Annotated in this window: 17 protein-coding genes and 3 pseudogenes; 11 read left to right on the top strand and 9 right to left on the bottom strand. The window is 56.3% G+C overall.

The genetic code is table 11. The features are described 5' to 3' along the window. Positions 1–427: 427 nt before the first annotated feature. A complete protein-coding gene (locus A7X65_RS19805; RefSeq protein WP_063687606.1) occupies positions 428–637 on the bottom strand; it encodes a hypothetical protein in 210 nt (69 codons plus the stop codon). Between the two features lie 425 nt (positions 638–1,062). Next, a complete protein-coding gene (locus A7X65_RS41875) occupies positions 1,063–1,383 on the bottom strand; it encodes a hypothetical protein (protein ID WP_145669974.1) in 321 nt (106 codons plus the stop codon). An 885-nt stretch (positions 1,384–2,268) separates the two neighbouring features. Here A7X65_RS41875 and A7X65_RS19800 point away from each other — a divergent pair. Next, the gene (locus A7X65_RS19800; RefSeq protein ID WP_063687604.1) at positions 2,269–4,920 is read left to right on the top strand and encodes a PAS domain S-box protein; all 2,652 of its coding nucleotides are present in this window, start codon (positions 2,269–2,271) and stop codon (positions 4,918–4,920) included. A 601-nt stretch (positions 4,921–5,521) separates the two neighbouring features. Here A7X65_RS19800 and A7X65_RS40715 read toward each other — a convergent pair. Beyond that, a pseudogene (locus tag A7X65_RS40715) lies at positions 5,522–6,179 on the bottom strand (helix-turn-helix domain-containing protein). A 723-nt stretch (positions 6,180–6,902) separates the two neighbouring features. On the opposite strand from A7X65_RS40715, the gene A7X65_RS40710 reads away from it, so the two are divergent. Together A7X65_RS40710 and A7X65_RS40705 are read left to right on the top strand one after the other, a co-directional pair. Continuing rightward, positions 6,903–7,109, top strand: a complete 207-nt coding sequence (locus tag A7X65_RS40710) for a cold-shock protein (protein WP_082884995.1) — start codon at positions 6,903–6,905, stop codon at positions 7,107–7,109. Between the two features lie 537 nt (positions 7,110–7,646). Continuing rightward, on the top strand, positions 7,647–7,841 hold the full coding sequence (locus tag A7X65_RS40705; protein ID WP_082884994.1) for a hypothetical protein: 195 nt from the start codon (positions 7,647–7,649) through the stop codon (positions 7,839–7,841). Positions 7,842–7,878: 37 nt separating this feature from the next. On the opposite strand, the pseudogene A7X65_RS19790 reads toward A7X65_RS40705, so the two are convergent. From A7X65_RS19790 to A7X65_RS43165, 3 genes and pseudogenes are all read right to left on the bottom strand, one after another. Further along, positions 7,879–8,221 (bottom strand): annotated as a pseudogene (locus A7X65_RS19790) (HU family DNA-binding protein). A gap of 676 nt (positions 8,222–8,897) precedes the next feature. Then, positions 8,898–9,200: an H-type lectin domain-containing protein gene (locus A7X65_RS19785; protein WP_167358264.1), complete on the bottom strand. Its 303-nt coding sequence runs from the start codon at positions 9,198–9,200 to the stop codon at positions 8,898–8,900. 199 nt (positions 9,201–9,399) lie between these two features. Then, a pseudogene (locus tag A7X65_RS43165) lies at positions 9,400–9,692 on the bottom strand (DDE-type integrase/transposase/recombinase); the annotation flags it as partial. 85 nt (positions 9,693–9,777) lie between these two features. On the opposite strand from A7X65_RS43165, the gene A7X65_RS19780 reads away from it, so the two are divergent. The 4 genes from A7X65_RS19780 (at position 9,778) to A7X65_RS19765 (ending at position 13,090) form a co-directional block, all read left to right on the top strand. Then, entirely contained in the window at positions 9,778–10,050 is a 273-nt protein-coding gene (locus tag A7X65_RS19780; protein ID WP_063687598.1) for a hypothetical protein, read from the top strand. A 37-nt stretch (positions 10,051–10,087) separates the two neighbouring features. Further along, positions 10,088–11,413 (top strand): hypothetical protein, encoded by a 1,326-nt coding sequence (locus A7X65_RS19775; protein ID WP_063687596.1) that lies wholly within the window; start codon positions 10,088–10,090, stop codon positions 11,411–11,413. A 46-nt stretch (positions 11,414–11,459) separates the two neighbouring features. Further along, the gene (locus A7X65_RS19770; RefSeq protein WP_145669976.1) at positions 11,460–12,374 is read left to right on the top strand and encodes a chymotrypsin family serine protease; all 915 of its coding nucleotides are present in this window, start codon (positions 11,460–11,462) and stop codon (positions 12,372–12,374) included. A gap of 215 nt (positions 12,375–12,589) precedes the next feature. Then, the gene (locus A7X65_RS19765) at positions 12,590–13,090 is read left to right on the top strand and encodes a hypothetical protein (RefSeq protein WP_063687592.1); all 501 of its coding nucleotides are present in this window, start codon (positions 12,590–12,592) and stop codon (positions 13,088–13,090) included. A gap of 544 nt (positions 13,091–13,634) precedes the next feature. Here the strand turns inward: A7X65_RS19765 and A7X65_RS19760 are convergent. Both A7X65_RS19760 and A7X65_RS19755 read right to left on the bottom strand, forming a co-directional pair. Next, positions 13,635–13,877 (bottom strand): hypothetical protein, encoded by a 243-nt coding sequence (locus A7X65_RS19760; protein WP_063687590.1) that lies wholly within the window; start codon positions 13,875–13,877, stop codon positions 13,635–13,637. Positions 13,878–14,145: 268 nt separating this feature from the next. Then, the gene (locus tag A7X65_RS19755; protein WP_063687588.1) at positions 14,146–14,346 is read right to left on the bottom strand and encodes a hypothetical protein; all 201 of its coding nucleotides are present in this window, start codon (positions 14,344–14,346) and stop codon (positions 14,146–14,148) included. A gap of 34 nt (positions 14,347–14,380) precedes the next feature. On the opposite strand from A7X65_RS19755, the gene A7X65_RS19750 reads away from it, so the two are divergent. The 4 genes from A7X65_RS19750 (at position 14,381) to A7X65_RS41870 (ending at position 16,435) form a co-directional block, all read left to right on the top strand. Next, positions 14,381–14,818 (top strand): hypothetical protein, encoded by a 438-nt coding sequence (locus A7X65_RS19750; RefSeq protein WP_063687586.1) that lies wholly within the window; start codon positions 14,381–14,383, stop codon positions 14,816–14,818. 10 nt (positions 14,819–14,828) lie between these two features. Further along, the gene (locus A7X65_RS19745) at positions 14,829–15,353 is read left to right on the top strand and encodes a hypothetical protein (RefSeq protein ID WP_063687584.1); all 525 of its coding nucleotides are present in this window, start codon (positions 14,829–14,831) and stop codon (positions 15,351–15,353) included. Between the two features lie 216 nt (positions 15,354–15,569). Next, entirely contained in the window at positions 15,570–15,851 is a 282-nt protein-coding gene (locus tag A7X65_RS43850) for a helix-turn-helix transcriptional regulator (RefSeq protein WP_082884992.1), read from the top strand. Between the two features lie 410 nt (positions 15,852–16,261). Continuing rightward, a complete protein-coding gene (locus tag A7X65_RS41870; protein ID WP_156527887.1) occupies positions 16,262–16,435 on the top strand; it encodes a hypothetical protein in 174 nt (57 codons plus the stop codon). 845 nt (positions 16,436–17,280) lie between these two features. Here the strand turns inward: A7X65_RS41870 and A7X65_RS19740 are convergent. Continuing rightward, on the bottom strand, positions 17,281–18,126 hold the full coding sequence (locus A7X65_RS19740; protein WP_063687582.1) for a hypothetical protein: 846 nt from the start codon (positions 18,124–18,126) through the stop codon (positions 17,281–17,283). Between the last annotated feature and the right edge of the window lie 98 nt (positions 18,127–18,224).

Raw genomic sequence — 18,224 nt, 5'->3', positions numbered from 1 at the left:
AGTCGTCTTCGCTGCCGCCCCTAACTTTTTTGTCATTAATGCGAAATTCGCCCTGAAGGCCGGCTTCTAGCCGTGCTCCGATTCCGGGTTGCGTGTCGACTATCGGAGCGGCCCAGATAGGCTGCCACTATCATCCAGAAGACGCTCGGCTATCTATCTTTTCTCGAGATCTTCAATGAGCAACTTCGAGGTTATCCGTCCCCTGGTGTTGTCTGCGATGTGGCGCCGGTGACGTAGCAATCTCTGCGTTGTCATGTCCATTAGCTCCCTCCTTAGGGACCGCTGATCAAGCCCACATCGCGAGGCCAAATGCCACCGGGCAGAATGTTCGGCAGCGCGCCTTGCTAACGGTCTGCGGCAGATCGTACTGACGACTCCGTCGCTCGGCATTATGGTGGTTTGCGCTCTTCAGAAGCAGACTTCGGATTCAGCAATCTGAAGGCAACATAAGTTTCGGATGTTGCCTTCGGCTCAGGATGGGTGCGCGATCAATGTGGTGGTCGATTACACCGATGAGTTGCTGATTGATCTCCGCAACCTGCGCCCGGCGCTTTCTATGGGCGATGGCCAAAGCAAATTCGTCCGCGTCCAATCCCACCTCCAGGCTGTTCTGGACAATCGTGTGCATGGAGATCATCGAAAAATCCGAGCGAGGCTTGCGAAACGCGCAATGCGAAGCCCCTGAAGGGCTTCAGCGGGCTCTTCGAGATCTGCATCCCCCTTCCGGCATGCAACCACTTGTCCCACGACACCACGATGCCAACGGCCTCTAGGGCTCCGCAATTCGCTTTGCCAATCGCGCATCCTCGGACGTGTAACCCAGAAACACTCGCGCCGTGACCGAAGGCTCTGTTCGACGCGTAACTAAGTCCGATGAAGTACCAGCAAGCATTTTTGAAGCCAGTACCTTTGGTACCTTTGTGGCGCCCGCAATCATACTATTATCGCCACCGCCGGCGCTCGCTGCTGATGGAGTGGAACCTGTCATGCAAGTAGTAGGCTGCGCGACTGTGAAAGACGATAAGAAACACTTTATCTTACTTCGACAAAGCCGCTGCAACGCTAAAACCGGCGGGCGTTTCCAGAGAGCCGGAGACGCCGAGCACCAAGGAAATCGCTAAGAACTTCAGCCCGATCAATTCCAAGATGATTGATGCGGATGACCTTCATGCCACCCCGCGAAAGTTCATCGGTAAACCTATCGAGATTCGGAACGAGAGATGCCTTTCTGCCGCGATTGGCTACCGCTGCATTGCAGATCGGCACGGGACGATCGCTGCTGTGTTCGCCAAGTCCATTGCCCCAGCGGCTGAACGGAAGGGCACTGGAAGACGACTGCGGCACGCTCGAGATGATTGCGTCGCCCGTCTGCCGAAGGAACATTCGAATAGTTCCTGCTGACTACGGCGAAAATCCCCTCAACGGCGCTGCCCAAGCGCACTACTGTTAGGGTGAGGAAAATCGAAATCCTACTGGCATCGCGACCAATGCGATAATTCGAAAGTAAAGGAAGCATTTCCGCTGCTCCAGAGACCGCATGGAAACAGAAGCGGCGCGGGATGTATCGACATCGATGACAGTGAGAAAAGCCGACGCGGCAAGATCGAGCATGGAATGCTGGTGACCGCAAGATAACGATCGACACGAACCTGTAGCCATCGTTTAGCTCCTCAGCGACATCGCGGCTGGCTCCATCGACGATGCGACTTTGTAGCGAGTCCAAGTGTCGCTTAGTCAGCTGGATGCCGCGGCCGGCTACGATCTGCCCCTGCCGGCACGGCGGCAGATACCAGGCGCATTTCCGGACCACTATGTGGCTCACGAGTGCCGTCGACGCCATGCCATTCTCAGTCGGGCGCTGGAGAATGTCCCCTGGACACGCTATCGGCTCAGTGAAAGCAGCCGTTCTCCCGTATCCGAGCCAGCAGACTTTCTCGTCATGGTAACACCAAGGATGCCGCTCGAGTACGTTGGATGGCCCACGATCCACCCATCGGCCGGTCTCCGCAACAACTCCGGGCTGCAACATGCTACTTTACCATCGAGGAGAACAGCTAAAAACTCAAAACGAAGGTAATTTCCTACGTGAGCGTTCAATAGCTAATGTTTAGAGGAATATACATAGGTTTATAATGCGCCTTTTTCCGCTGTGCTTATTTTAGCGAGGTCGTAGAAAGCGCCCAGGAGCGCCTGTCCGGGTCGAATAAATTGCTGTATTTTTAGCCTGATCATTAATCTCTCCGCCAGAAGGACCGGACGGCGACAAGCATGTTTAACCAGCTCACCACATTGGAACGTTCAGGGACGCAATTTATCGTCGGCAGCATTACGCTAGCAGCAGTGACGCTAGCTTCCTTGTATATCAACAGCCCTTTCGCAGCCACGGCGTTCGCCTATCTGGTGGTGATCTTGCTGTTTTCGCTGATGGGCAGCTTCATCGTATCATTGGTCCTTTCCATCGTCTCCGTCGCTAGCTTAGCCTACGTGTTTACGCCGCCGAGTTTGAGTTTTCGGATCGATGATCCCCGAGACCTTGTGGTGGTTGTCGCTTTCCTGAGCGCGTCGATTGTCGGAACGCACCTGATAGGAAAAGTTCGCCACCAAAGGGAAGTTGCGCGTGAGACCGCGGCCAAGCTACGGCACAGTGCGGCCGATCTGCATAACCGCGAGAAACTGTGGCGCGCAATCTTTGAGCATAACCCGGCCATGTACTTCATGGTCGATGAAGCCGGGACGGTCCTGAACGTCAATACTTTCGGAGCGACCCAGCTCGGCTATACGCCTGCCGAACTAATCGGCGTATCCGTGCTGAAGGTCTTTCCGGAAGACGATCGTGAGGTCGTTCGCAAATGCATTGGGAGTTGTCTTACAGATATCGGCCAATCGCGCACCTGGGACATCCAGAAAGTCAGAAAAGACGGCTCGGTGCTGTGGGTGCGCGAAAACGCCAAAGCCATGCTGTGGGCCGATGACAAGCCCATCGTCCTCATTGCCTGCGAAGATATCACTGAACAAAAGCGGACAGAACTTGCGCTGCAGCGAAGCGAAGCCCATTTGGCCCAGGCGCAGGAATTGAGTCACACCGGCAGCTTCGGTTGGAACGCTGCCGACGAAGTCTTTTGGTCGAAGGAGAACTTCCGGATTTTCGAATACGATCCTGACATCAAACCGACACCGCAACACGTCCTTGACCGCGCCCACCCGGACGACAAGGCTTCGGTCCAAGAGACGTTGGATCGAGCGGCGCGAGGCGAGGACTTCGAGCACGAATACCGGCTGCTGATGCCCGACGGATCAATAAAGCACATTCACGCACGAGCACGGACCACGAGAACGGCATCTGGCGAGATCGAGTTCGTCGGGGCGGCGACGGATATCACGGCAGCGAAGCAGACGGAACGGCGACTGCTCCGTAGTGAGGCTTATCTGGCGGACGCGCAGCAGCTTAGTCGCACGGGCACATGGTCCTGGGACTGCCACCGTCGCTGTTTTGCGTATCGCTCCGCCGAAGTCAGTCGTCTATTCGGCTTCGACCCGGAAGAGCCCGTGACACTTGAGGCCATCCGCTCGCGTATTCATCCAGACGATTTACCGCTGCAGCAGGAAGTACAGCGTCAGGCTATTGAACAGAAAGCCGGCAACTTCGAATACGATTTTCGAATCTGTCATCCCGATGGGGCGATAAGGCACATACACGCCGTTGCGCACGCTGTGTTGGGAAGCGACGGCGTGACAGTCGAACTCATCGGAACGCATATGGACGTCACCGAGCAACACGCAGCTAGGGAAAAGTTAGAAAACACTCTTGCTGCGCTGCGTGAGAGCGAGCAACGCTTTCGTGACTACGCGGAAACTGCTTCCGACTGGCTATGGGAGACCGGGCCGGATCACCGGCTCACACTATCGGAGCACACCAGCGCTACGGGGCTCTTGGCCACAGGGGCCATTGGCCGGCCTCGCTGGGAAATCGCGTGCGACTTTGAAGAAGAACCTGAGAAGTGGCGGCAGCATCAGGCGACGGTCAACGCACATCTCCCATTTCGCGATCTGATTTATCGCGCCATTAGCGCGACCGGCTCGGCCATTTACTTCCAGACCAGCGGCAAGCCCTTTTTTGATGAAAACGGCAGCTTTCGTGGCTACCGTGGCGTCGCCACGGACATCACGGCGAAGATTCGCGCAGATCAGGCAGAACAAGAGCTGCGGAAGTCACAGGCAGATCTCGCGCATGTCACGCGCGTGACGACGCTGGGGGAACTAACAGCCTCCATAGCCCACGAGGTAAACCAGCCGCTCGCGGCCATTATCAGCAACGGCGATGCGTGCCTCGGCTGGATACGCCGCGAAATTCCGGATATTCCCGCCGCGCTCAGATCAGTGGAGTGGATCATTGAGGATGCGGTCCGGGCAAGCGAGGTAATCCGCAGAGTCCGTACACTTGCGAAGAAAGGTGATATCGAGATGGTACCGCTCGATGTCAATGAGGTCGTGAACGAAGCTATAGCGCTAGTGACACGTGAGCTAGTTAATCACCAAGTGACCTTGCGAACTGAGTTAGCGCTCGCGCTTCCCACGGTCCTTGGTGACCGGGTTCAGCTGCAACAGGTCATCATCAATCTGGTGATGAACGGGATCGAGGCGATGCAAGAAGTTGACGACCGGGCCCGCGAGCTGGTGATAGAATCATCCATGGACAGTAAGGGACGTGTGCAGCTCTCGGTGACTGATTGCGGCGTCGGCATCGCTGAGGATGATAGGATTCGCATCTTAGATCCGTTTTTCACCACCAAGTCGACCGGCCTTGGAATGGGTTTGTCGATTTGTCGTTCAATCGTAGAAGCTCACGGAGGGCGCCTCTCAATCGTCCGCAAGCAAGGGCCGGGCGCGACCTTTCAATTTGCCCTGCCAGTCGTGTCGTGATTGGACTTTGACTAGCGGCACGGAGGAAGGTCAACGGTCCGCATGTACGATGGCGTCATTGTCTAAACCCACGGCGAGATGCCGATCTCTAACGGATCCTTTCACTGACGGGATCTGGACTTAAGCGCATTCGGATCGGCCCGCAAAATGCTGCAGAGCAGGCCTTCGGCTCTTGCCATCCGGTCCAGACGGCCAGGACGAGTGGGCTGCTGTCTTAGCTTGCCAAGTTGAACATTCACGTCTCCCAAAGCACGGGCCCAGGAAGGCGGAGCGTTCAGGAAAAATCGCGAGGGACTGTGGGCCCACAGACAGCCGCGAGCCGAAGCCTTTTATTTGCGACCTTAAGACTTCGCGAGCAAGCGGCGTCGAACTGTGGCTACCGGTCTACGAGGCAGCAAATAGCCGGGAGCTCGGGCTGGCCGAGCTGGGCATCAGGATTAATTCTGAGCAGTTCTGGCAATCCGCAAGTCCCCATCCGGACTCGACGTTCTGCAGCTGCAACAGCGGGTTTCACTGGAGGAGCCGATCCCCTCTGCACTTTGCAGCTCCAAACCACCCGGCCCGGGCCTCTCCAGTTGGACGAGAAGTGGCTCCGGACCGATCATCTTTGTGAACCAACACTTGCGAGCTGCCGACGGTCGCGGATTACGATTTTGCGCTGGCTTTTTCCGAGAAACTCGAGGACCAACTGCCTGTGCAGCTGGGGACAAGGCGCGCGACACAGTTTCGGGTGTCAGGCCAAGGTGGTCGGCAATATCGGACAATGCGCCGGCCGAGTGCTCGTCCATTTCAAGCAAAAAGGCGGCCACCTCTTCCAGCGAGGTTTTTCGTCCAAGCAGCATATGGTTCTCGGCGTGCTGCAGATTTTTGGCCGTCACCCTGAGCAAATTGCGGAGGACGACCGCATCGTTCTCTGCCGCGTCTTCAAGGCTGGTGCGCCTGATCAAGCGAACTGTCGTCGCGACGACTGCCTCTGCTGTGAACTGATGTCTCTCACCATTTTCAAGTCCGAGGATATCGCGGACCAGATGAAACGCACCCACCTGCCGCCGACCATCCGCAAGCTCGCCGTAAATCTCCTTCCCCATACTGTAACTCAACTCACCCAATTTGACGCTCGGATTTGCGCCGCTTGCAATCGCTAGGTCAGAACGCGAGTTGAAGCGAGGCGCTCTGTTGTTAGTGGGTGGCGCGAAAAAGCATGAGGCACTCCTGAGCTGGGCCGATTGCAGTTTGATGTCCAATCTTCTTTTTGCCATGAGGATCTTAGCTGATGATTAACCCGACATCCCTGCAAAGTTAGCGCCACTGCAGTCAAACTGCAGCTCTTGCCGCCTCGTCAGGAAGCAACGTGATTTTGCAAAGGCTATACTTGTACATCGCTTCAGCTCAGACTCAGCCCTATCAGTCAGCGCGGCTGCCATCCCGCGGAATCGCGGTGGTGAGTTGCGCTTGAGGATGACCGACGGATAAGGAGCGGTGGCGCAACAATACTCCGGTGAGGTGTCCTCACCCGACGTTGAGGCATGGTGAGATACAGGATCCCTCCGCCATTTTGATCTTTGGCGACGAGAAATAGGCGGCAGTGGTCGCGATCAAAAAAAGCAGATGAGGACGAGATCACAATGACTGCGAATTTTCCGGACCATTCGCCGTCTTTCACCGTATCGCGTCCTATCCACATCTCATGCACTAAACCTGCTGCTTCTGGCTGGAAATTGCATTTTTCCAGCGAATGTGCGCTTCGAATCTTGGCCCGACAACGTTCACACTAATGATGTTACGAGCACGACAATGCCGTGTTCGTTTCCGTACCAACCAATACAAAGTGTCGGTCATTGAGGTCCATCTAAACGGTCGCGCCACATGCAAGCGCGTAGTATCGGTTGCCTGCTATGAGAAGCCAGTCTTCTTGCTTCATCGCCCTTGATGCCGGCCTCAGCTGTCGGTTAGATTGAGTTGACTCAATTGGAGATGCTGCAGTGGCAATGGGTACTGTGAAATGGTTCAACACGTCCAAAGGATACGGCTTCATCAAACCAGACGATGGAGGCCCAGACATCTTCGTGCACATTAGTGCCGTTGAAAGGGCCGGCCATTCCGGCCTGGCGGAAGGCGCCCGAATTAGCTACGAGCCCAAGGCTAGTCGTTCTGGGAAACTTTCTGCCGAAGACCTCAGAATTGGATGAGCTCGTCGGCAGGGATGGCAAAAGGCGAACTGAACTGCGTCCGGGACTCGATCAAGAAGAAGCATTCCGGCCTCAACACGCTGCGCCGTTGAGGCCGCCTCCTCGTCCATCAACCTAATTGCGTTGTCGAGATACGAGCTAGGGCCGTCGAGCATCTGTATGATCATTCACGGCAGCGAACAGGCTCATCGACGCAAAACGGGCGTCAGCCCTGTGCCAAAGATTCGTAGAAGCATGAGTACGCGGAGCTGCCCAGCTTTTTCTGACCATCGCAGTCACCTCAAATGAACAAGCTCGCCGGCGAGCGAGAGCAACTGGAAAGATAGATAGGGATCAACATACAACGTATTCTCACCCGTACTCCTAGACGTGTGTAGGATCAGAGGCATGCATATTCGATCATCGCTGGAGCTTTGTTTCGTGGCACCGCCTAAACGACTAGAAGCCGGTTCTGCTATAGCACAAAGAAGAAGAGGCCGCTTGCCGAATTAGGCGAGAGATCTCGAGCCTTTAGAGGCAACATGGGATTGGTTTTTCATGAACGAGGATTTCTATCGGGCTCGGGCTTCGCAAGTCCGTGACATTGCTGAAAGAGCTGATCCATTCACCAAGCAACGTCTCTTGAAGCTTGCTGATAATTATGAATTCAGGGCGCGCAATCCTTCGCGTGCTTCCCGCCCCACAGCCCGACCGATTCCGCTTCCGTTCACGCAAAGTGATCGCAAGGCCTGACTGACAAAGCACTCGCTCGATGGTGAAGCGTTAGCGATTAGCTGCAGTCGCCAGATCTAAGCTTGGGTTGCGCATTCTCTGTCATACCGCCTGCGTCTTTAGCAGCCTTGATCGGTGACGCCTTGACGGATTTGCTAGCCGGCTTCGCCGCGAATTCCAGCGGCTCCTTTGTAAAGGGGTTGATTCCGCTGCGAGCTTCAGTAGCGGGCTTGCTTACGACGGACATTTTTACGAAACCCGGAACAACAAACTCACCGGCCTCGTTCAGCTCCTTGTAGCCCACAGTTGCCATCTATTCGATGACGGCCTTTGTGTCGGCCTTGGAGAGCTGCGTTCTCAGCAATTGCGTCAATCGGCTGGTTTTTGGTCATCTTGGCCATGATGCATACCTAGACGAGACGCAGAACCCTTGAAGTAGATGTTCTAGGCCGGCCCCATAACTTCGAGCAGGGCGAGACCGCGAGGATAATTTAACGTCGGTTTTCCTCAACTTACGCGCTTAAACCTATTGGAGCCCCAACAAGGGTGGCTTCAACTGAATTTCCGGCATTATGATCGCTTCTAACATCAGACCAAGCTCGGTCGTAAGACGGTACAACTAGGGCCGATAATGTCGATAAATTGCGTTGGCCCCCTGATAGTACGGATAGACCAAGGTCCTTGGTGTTATTTGATAGTACTGCGCATTACATTGGCCCGTGATTGCAAGGCCGCAGAAACTAATTGAACCTGCCCAAAGAACGAGACGATTAAGGAGCTTCATAGCAGGCCTCCTCAATACTTGAGTGGGCCATGTTACTCTGCCGTCAAACCGTTCTAAAGTGGTTCGCATAAAATAAGTGACTGGCTGCTCTCCGGCCCCTGGTAGCCAGGGAACGCTTCTCTTCAAGAGCTTGCCGCATGTGGCGAGCCGATTGCGCATGTATTGAATTGAAGTCTCGGAAAGACTTCCCATAAATTCGGTTGCGCGAATGGCAAATCCGGGACCGAGCGGTCCTTGATATTTAGCAAAAACGGCAGATCCGAACGGATCTACCGTCTCCACGCGCCCTGGTCTTATAGGGACGCGATGTACTGGAGGCGGAGGTTCTGGTCCCACCCGCCGTTGAGCGCATCGAGGCGGTTGACGTTCACGGTGAAGCCTTTCTCTGTGACGGCCGTGACGGCGATCCCAAACGTGTCGGCGATGTTCCCCGTGTAGTTGGTGCCTTGCAGCGGTGTCGCGACGACGACAGGGGCTTTCGGGAACGGCGTCCCGAAGGTCACTGTGTACTTGTAGGTGCCCTTCGTGCCGCCCTCCGGGACGAGGCTTCCGGCGGCCGAGCTCCCAAGCGTCGCGATGCCAGCGATGGTCTCCATGATGACTTCCTCCGTGGATCGGTGATGCGGACAGTCGCCCATCGCAAGGGCGGCTGTCCACTCGAGTCTTCTTTATCGTACCTGAGGAGAGCGCACACATAACCTACTAAGTCTGGTAGCGTCGATGGGTCCAGCAGAGCTGGTCCCGGTTGTCTGAACAGAATCTCCGCGTCGATAAGTGGAGCCTCTGCCGGGGGTAGGCTGCCGTGCAGAGTGGCAGCGAGGTGAAGTAAGTTTGATCCGGTGCGCCGCCGTCAAGGCTCGAGTGTGGACGTCGGCCATTGTAAAAGTCGAGGGGTGAACGTCGCGCCCGGTGAACTGCGAGCCATGGTCGATGTTGAAGATCTCGGGATTGCCGTGACCCTCCAAGGCTTCCAGTGCGCGCGACGCAGAACGCCACCTCCATGGTACCGATAGCCGCCACGACAGAACCCGGCGGGTGGCCCAGTCCAGCACCACGGCCGAATAGACGAAGCCCCGCGCCACCGCGACACTGCCTACTAGATCACGTAGTGTAAAATGCTAGTCGATTGTGGCAAACGATAAGCCAGTTTGCGAAGCTGGCCGGAGCATAGAAATGTCTGGCGCCGAAAATGGCAATCCGCTGATAGGATTTGCCACCGACATCAGACCACTGTTTACGCAGACGGACATCAATCACATGATGTGGCTCTGTGATCTTTCCAAGTACGGCGACGTCAAGACAAATGCTGATCGGATTCTTCGCAGACTGAAGGCGCAGGGCGGGCCGGTGATGCCGCCACCTCCTGCGAGGGGTGGGGACGGCCCCTGGTCGGCGGAGAAGATTGCACTGTTCCAGAGTTGGATCGACGGCGGCTATCAGCCCTGAGCTGGGCCCGGCGCGCCGATTTTCTCGAGGAGCTTTCATGCAGAAGCTGCGATCGATTGTTTGTTTCGTCACCTGTTCAATTTTATGCGGATCATTGGCGGCGGTCGCTCAACAGCCGCCGGTCGGTTACTTCGATATACCGCCAGGTTTCGATTATCCCGCAAACAAGCAGACACTCGAGCAATATCGGACATCGGCAAACGTTCCTGCGCAGCGCCTCCACGTCTGGAACGTATTTGCGGGCATGACCCAGACGACGCCGGATGGGAAGTACCCGATCTTCGAAACATGGTTCTCGGAAGATGAGGTCTTTAAGGTCGGTCCCGAGCCGCAGGCGGTGGGACCACGGCGCATCGTGCGGCGTTTCAAGCAGCCCGCCCAGTTGTCGGTCATCCCCGGTGAACTCTTGCCGCAAGCTGCGGGGACTGCTCTGCTGTCGGAGGTGCTCTACAACTACGCGGGCTACAAGCACGTACGCACAAATCGGCTCTATCTCACCGTCGAGCTTGACGCGCTACGAGCAAACGGTGCGCCGGATTCGGTCGTTCCCGGCAATCGCATAATTCCAGCTTTTCCGTCTGAGGCTATCTCGCTGAAGACGGTGTGGTGGCCGATTGCTCGGGACCAGGTCACTGCATTGCCCATCTGGGATCCTGAGAGCAATCCGCCCCGTCCCGCTGGTAACCCGTTCACGACTTGGGCGCGCGTCGTTGCGGTCGACCCGAACCAGACCAACGTTCCTCCCAACGCGACCCGGTCGGTATTCTTTCTAGGCAAGCAGTTTCCCAATTCGCATTTAGTCGGCATTGACGCGTTCCATGCGGTCAAGCTCGACGCACAGACGGCCCAGAACGCGATGGCGAACGATCGGTTGGCCCGAGCCGCGGAGCTTGCGCTCGGCCGACCGTTGCAGGAAGGCGACTACGTGGTTCTGGTGGCTTCCCATCTGACTACCAAAGAGATCGACGACTGGGTTTGGGCGACTCTCTGGTGGCACGACCGACCCGACGATGGCCCTTTCGCTGCCGACCGGCCTGCCAAGGTTGTCGGGGTCTGGCGCAATTTCCTCATGAGCGCGACCTACGACTTGGACCTGCCGCGCGAGCCGGACGGAAAGCCGCATATCGCCTTCAATCCGTGGCTTGAGGCGGGTTTTCCGGATGGGGGATCGGGCAACGGCACCGTGAGCAACTGTATGAACTGTCACAACCGATCCGCTTGGTGGCCTGACTGGCAGGGCCAAGGGGGACGAGTGTTCCTTCCAATCTTTCGCGGCAAGCCCGATCTTCAGAACGATCCCGCGTACGCCGCCGGACGATTGCGAACGGACTTTCTTTGGTCGGTGCCATTCAACTCGCAGTGATCGTCGGCCAATGGTGCGCTCGCCATCTTCCCGTGCTGCGACGGCATTGAGCAAGGCCAAGCGGATGGCTCGGTCGCTGGATGGCGTCTGCGGGGTCGACTACGGGTTCGCCTTCAAGGACGGGAAGCGTACCGACCGGATGTCGGTTCGATTTCATATGAACCGGAAACAGCGTCTGTCACGTCTGCCCATCGACCAGAGACTGCCGAATAAGATCGATGGCATCGACCTCGATGTCCTGGAGATCGGCTACAGCCCTCACGCCGGAACTCCGCGCGCGCCCCAGCGTCTCGTCCAGCCGGGTCTCAGTGTGGGCAATCTCAAGCAGCGGAGCACAGGTACACTAGGAGCCATAGTTCGCGACCTCACGACTCAAGAACGCTATCTCTTGAGCAATTGGCACGTGCTTTGCGGCGGGCCCGAAGCATCGGTCGGGGATCCGATTAGCCAGCCAGGGCCGATGGACCTAGGCAGCAGCCCCCCTAATGAGGTGGCGAACTTGGAACGGTGGCTCCGCCTGTCGGAGCAGTTCGATGCTGCCCTCGGACGGCTCGCCGACCACATGGATCTGAGCGAGCAATTGTTCGGAACCGCGGTCGTGCCAACGGCCACGATCGCGCCCGCTCTAGGAATGTCGGCGATCAAGAGCGGTGCAGTATCCGGCGTCTCGCAGGCGCTGATTGATGGCGTAGCCGGTACCTATAGGATCGACTACACCGGTTTCGGAGACGGGCCAGAATGGATGCAGGGATTCCGATTGGTACCCGATAAGGCGGCGCCGGCGGCTGCTCTGAGCTTGGAAGGCGACTCCGGCTCGTTGTGGGTGGAACGCTCTACAAGCAGAGCGGTAGGTTTGCACTTTGCGGGCGAAGACGATGTGAGCCCTTTGAACGACTATGCGCTTGCGCATGCGATTGATGACGTGTTCATGCGGTTGAACGTTGGGCTGATCGTGCCGTGACTTCGTACTCGAGGCTAAAGCGCGCGGAGGAAATCAACTTTCGAGCTGGTAATAAGTGGGTATTCCGAGCAGCCGAGAGAGCTTCTGTCGCTAGGCGCGCGCAGGCGTACTTGAGGCAGTTCGACACCTGCCACGCTCACTTTAGACAAAGGCTTTGAGCAGATGCTAGGAGCCGATGCAGACGAAGTCGACTTTAGGAAAAGGGCATTGGCGGCATGAGCAGCAGGCAGCTTGAAGAAGAGTACGAGCGCGAGGAAGCCGAGGCGATTGCCGCGGCACTTGACCTCACGCCCGATGAGCTAAATGAAATCGAGTACGTGATACACGAGATCGCCAACGACGACGGGCTGGTTTACGGATACGGCGTAGAGATCAAAGAAGGAGCCCCATCGTACATCCTCGACAAGCTCGCGGAGCTCCCTAAGCGGGGGAACTTGGTGTTGATCGATCTGCGCGAATATGCGCACGACGCGGACCAAGAGCAAATTGAAATGGAAATGGGGAGGGCCGCTGTTTACAAGGTGAAGCTGTACAGCATCGCTACGGATGAAGTGGTCATTTCTCGTCGCATGGCGACCCACGAGGGGGCAGCCAAGATGGGAGGGTGGACGGTTGAAGGCACGGGCGTTATAGTTGACCTAACCGATCTAGAGCCCGGAGAGGAATGGACGGCTCGCGACTTCGATCCTGCCGGATATGAGAGCGCTCACGACTGAACGTGGCGCTGCGACATTCGCCACCTACGGGTGCCCACCGCACCTCCCCGCTGCAGCGCTGAGCTCAAACAGGTCTTCGCCAATTCGAACACCTCATGATGTAAGCTGCGGAGCCTCGTTACGAGGAGACGGGCGAGGGGCTTCAGGTCAATCACGCGCCCATAGCTGTTGATGCGCACGACATTGCGACGGTGACGACATGGCGTTATTAGGATCCCCGATGGAGTTATCCGAAGACCAACGCGGAGCCTTGCTCGCCATTGAGACGGCCTTCTCGGCTCTTACGCTATAGCGACCGCTCGCCAAACACTCGTCCAGCAGGTGATATTTGATCGTTGCGGCCTCCCGCTCTCCCCGTGAAGCAAGCCAGAGAATTCGCCCCACGATCTCCAGTGCAGAGCGCGGCTTCTGCCCAATGAACGCGGAGCTAGCAAGCACTTCGTCAGGGGCAGATCATTTCCTCTACGACGCCACCCACGTCGCTTCACGCGTAGCAACTGCGGGAGTAAATCGATTGGACCCGGCTCGTCGGTTTCCCTCGTCCCTACCAGAGTGTTTGTTGCTTGAGATGCTGTCCTTCGGCATTCTTGTCTCTCGGTGCGCCCTCACCAGACGTGGTGCTCGCATCATCGATCGATTTCTTCAGGTCGAGAAGCATGTTCTTGACCCAGTCCATCGAGGTTTCGAGCGCCGTGAACCGCCCGTTTGAGTACCAGGCCATTGCGACCAGAGCGCCCAAGAGCCCAATAAAATATTCCCAGCCAATGTGAATTATTATGCCTTCCATGCGTTCAGCCTAGATGCCGCTCCTGTTGCAACCAAGGCTGGTGAACGTGCCTGGGCAGATGCGTCTCCGGCCCTCGCAGAACTCGATATGGTCGGCAACTATATGATGCATGAACAACGATAGCCCCATCCGCAGAGAGACGACACAGCATAGGGATGTCAAACCGACCGTCTCCGATCTGTTGGAGGACGGCACCGTCATCGAATTGGTATATCGAACCGAGAATCGCACCACGTTGTTTGCGACGTCCCTGGCGGGACGCTGGACGTTAGCTCCGCACGTTGACGTGCCAGGACGCCATCGATTGGTTCCATTCTCGGCCGACAACAATCTCATTAAGAACGAGGTTGTCCTGCTCCCGTCGGAGCCACTCTCTTACGGGACCGAGCAAGAGCTCGTCGCTGACGTCATCAACTTCATCCATCGCTATGCTGATCTCAGCCCGCCCTTCGAGCAGGTCGCTGGTCATTACGTGTTGCTTAGCTGGGTCTATGACGCTTTCAATGACTTGCCTTACCTTCGTCTTCGAGGCGATTTCGGGACGGGGAAGACGAGGTCGCTCCTCGATCGGATCGCTCTGCTACAAGCCGTTCTTCGCGAGCGGTGCCTCGACCATTTCGCCGATCTTCCATACCCTCGATGCTTTCCGCGGAACGCTTATCTTCGATGAGGCCGATTTCCGCTTCAGTGACGAGCGCTCCGAGATAGTCAAGATCCTCAACAACGGAAACGTGCGCGGCATGCCCGTCTTGCGCACGGTCATGAATCGCGAACGAGAGTTCAATCCCGATGCATTTCATGTCTTTGGACCGAAAATCGTAGCGACGCGGGGCCGCTACGAGGACAGAGCGCTGGAAAGTCGGTTCATCACCGAAGAAACAGGCGCCCGACCGCTGCGCGACGACATTCCCCATCAACCTCCCTCCGACCTTCAAGGATGAAGCACGCGAATTGCGCGACAAGCTGCTCTTGTATCGCTTTCGCAAACGACACGAAATCAAGCTCGACCCTTCTCTTGTCGACCCTGCGCTGGAGCCGCGGATCAATCAAATCATGCTGCCCCTGTTGAGCATCGCCAGTAATCAACGGATCCAGACTGAAGTACGGAAGGTTGGCAAGCGCGCTCAAATTTCTATCATTGCCGAGCGGGGCCTACTCATGGAAGCGCAGGTCCTGGAAGTGCTCATCGAACAGATGCTGTCGTCCAATAGACCCGTCGTTCCGGTTGCCGACATTACCACAGGCATGATCCGGCGCTACGGGAGCGAATACAGCGTACCGATTAGCAACCGCTGGATCGGGAGCATTCTGCGTAAGAAGCTAAACTTTCAGACGTATAAATCTCACGGCGTCTACGTCGTGCCCATGGCCGAGAGGAAGAAAGCCGAGATGTTGTGTCAGAGATATGGTGTAAGCGTCACGATGGACACGGCTTCGACCGAAGCGGGGGACTTGGGGACTTCGGGGACGTCCTAAGAGCACATCGTCCCAAGTCCCCAAAGTCCCCAAGTCCCCACCTCCACCGCATCTTCATGCACAATGGGGCATCCTTTCTGAAGCCACTATGGTATAGAATGGGGGACGCAGTTTTGTCTTTCTGTGCCGAGTCGGCACTTTTTCGTGTCTCGAACGAGACCGCTTTCAACGGGATCATTGGTGCGTGCCTGTCATCTTACTGGCCGGCTGCACTATATGCATCACCGACACCAATCATACGTTCGCCCGCATCGTCGTCGCTGGGGACTTACCCAGCAAGAACTCGCATTTCTCATCGGCGTGAAGAGTCGGACTGCCGTCTCGCGCATTGAAGGATCGAAGCGAAGGCCAAGTCTCGACGCGGTATTTATCTGCATGCTGTCTTCAACATGCCGGCGTTGGAGCTGTTTCCTGGGCTTATGTCGGATCTGCGCGCGTCGATACGCGCACGTGCAAACGAACTCTACGAACAGCTCCAGGGCGATTCGTCACATGTAACCCGCCTAAAACTCGACTTCCTCGAACGACTGTTGGACCGTGTAGGAGCGAGCGCGTCGCAATGAGCATATGGTCACGCTTCGTCGGCATGCGCTCGTCCTCTCTATTTATGCGAACACGCGCGGCTTTGCGTTCATCCTATTCGAAGGCCGCTTAGAACCGTTCGATTGGGGAATTCGCGAGAGCCGGGGACCCCGCAAATGCGACGTGTGCCTCCGGCGCATCACGCACCTCTTCCATCTGTATAAGCCCGACACGCTCGTCATTCAGGATACGTCCGCGCAAGGAACAAAACGCGCGCAATGGATTAGAACCCTCAATGCATCAATTGCCGCACTCGCGAAAGATCGCGCCGTTCCGGTTCTTGCCTATTCCCGCGAGGAGGTACGAGGCGCGTTCGAATGCTACGAATGCCCGAACAAGCAAAGACTGCCGAGCGAATTGCGAAGCACATTCCAGCGTTTGAGCAATATGTGCCTCCGCCCCGCAAGCCGTGGATGAGCGAAGATCGCCGGATGGGCCTGTTTGATGCGGCGGCTCTGGCACTCACGTTTTTCCAAACGGTCGAAAATCAAAACGGGTAATGGGGTGTGGTAGCAGCGCTCCTCACGTTAGGCGCGCAATTTCCTGTTGCGTGCAGATACAAAGAGCGTCAAATTGGAAGTCCGTCGATTAGCGGCGATGGCAACTATGTCGTTTATGCGAGTGGAGCGTCAAATCTAGTTGTTGGCGACACGAACAGTACCTCTGACGTCTTTCTATACAATCGAATTACGAACCACATTGATATAATTTCCGTCACAGATACCTTGATCGCACGCGTCCGAAGAAGCCCACGATGCGATGTGGTTAAGTCATTTTGATGCGAATGGCGACTGCCCTCACGTGGCGGGAGCGACGCACTGAGGCATCCTGATCAAGTCATTATAGTTGGAAGTTCTTCACGTGCGACGGCGATTCGATATACAAATCAAAAAAGCAATGTCGGAGGGGTGGAGTTAGTGATTCTAATGGGAGGAGACTGCAGACGACACGAAATGTATTCGCTACGAGTACAATCCGGAAACTCGTCAGTATGAAGATACTGAGCTTCGATTCTCTGTGCCCCTGACACGAAAGCCTCCCACAGATGTTGCGAGTAATTGTTCATACTCGCTTCCTATCAATCCAATGCGCCGCGTGCGCTCAAGCTCGCTCGACCAAAGTTGTTTGTTGCTTTAGCAGCTTGCGCTCCTCCGCCTTATCTCTTGATCTCTCGGCGTGAGTGTCGGCGTTTGCGTCGTCAATCGACCTTTTTCAAATCGAGAAGCATATTCTTGCATCCCTGCGCCAACCCAAACGCGGGTCTTGTGCAGCGGAACCGCATTAAGCAGCGAAGCTGCGACCTCAACATCGTCGGCCCTCGAGCCATCGACCGTGCAAGCGCGAATTATTTTGACAACACCTTCCGGCCCGCCTCGAAAGCTTCCTGATCTTTCGGGCCTGCAAGCTCAAACCAAGAGCCGGGTACGTAAGTGGCGATGACCTTGGCAAAGAACGATTGCGGCTCCCAATCGTGCCCTTCGTGCTTCTCGAAAATGATGACTCCGTCACGGCTGAAATAACTAGGCCCAGGAACATTGCAGTCGACCGAAAGCTGAACGCGCCACAGGTCGCCCTTCGACGTTTGTTGTTCGTCTGCCTTTGGCAAGTAGTGCACTCCAACCGGTTCGCCGATAGTGCAACGGCCACGCCGCAGAAGATCGCCCAGCTTACCCTGCGCTGTCGTTACAAAGTTGAAGTTTGCCGGATTGTGCAGAAAGCGACGGTTCACGCCGTTTTCGTCGTCTGTTACTTCGTCGTCTGTTACTTCGTCGGCGATCAGCGAGACTGCGAACGCCTGCCAGCCTAGTTCCATCGGTTTTGCATAGGGCGCCACAATTTTCATTGTGCCATCGGGCGACATCTCCCAGGTGACTGTATATTCTTCGTCTGCTTTATCGGTCCGGTGCTTGGCCCACGAAAAGATAACTGGCTCTCCCGAGTCGGTCTTTTGACCAACCTCCCATCCCCGCGGGATGAAGTGTGCCACCTTGGAGACCTTACTGAAGATTTGCTCCGCTGTCTCACCATCCTGCGCTCGCCAAGTTGATTTAACCTTGTCGATAAGGGCGTTGTTTTCGATACGAACGCCATCGCTACTACCGGCCAGCCCGGCGGGCAAAATCAACCATACACCAAAGGCGATACAGATACAGAGACCGAGACAGAACCAAAGCACGCGCCTATCGATCATTTCCCTCACCCCACGCGGCTGGCCGCTGTAATGCCATCAGATTGTATCTGAGGGAGGCCCGCAAGGTACCTACCAGGATTGATGGGCATCCAAACCAA

Source organism: Bradyrhizobium stylosanthis, from assembly GCF_001641335.1.
Taxonomy (GTDB): domain Bacteria; phylum Pseudomonadota; class Alphaproteobacteria; order Rhizobiales; family Xanthobacteraceae; genus Bradyrhizobium; species Bradyrhizobium stylosanthis.
The sequence above is the reverse complement of the archived record's forward strand: the minus strand, read 5'-3'. Positions and strand labels throughout refer to the sequence as shown.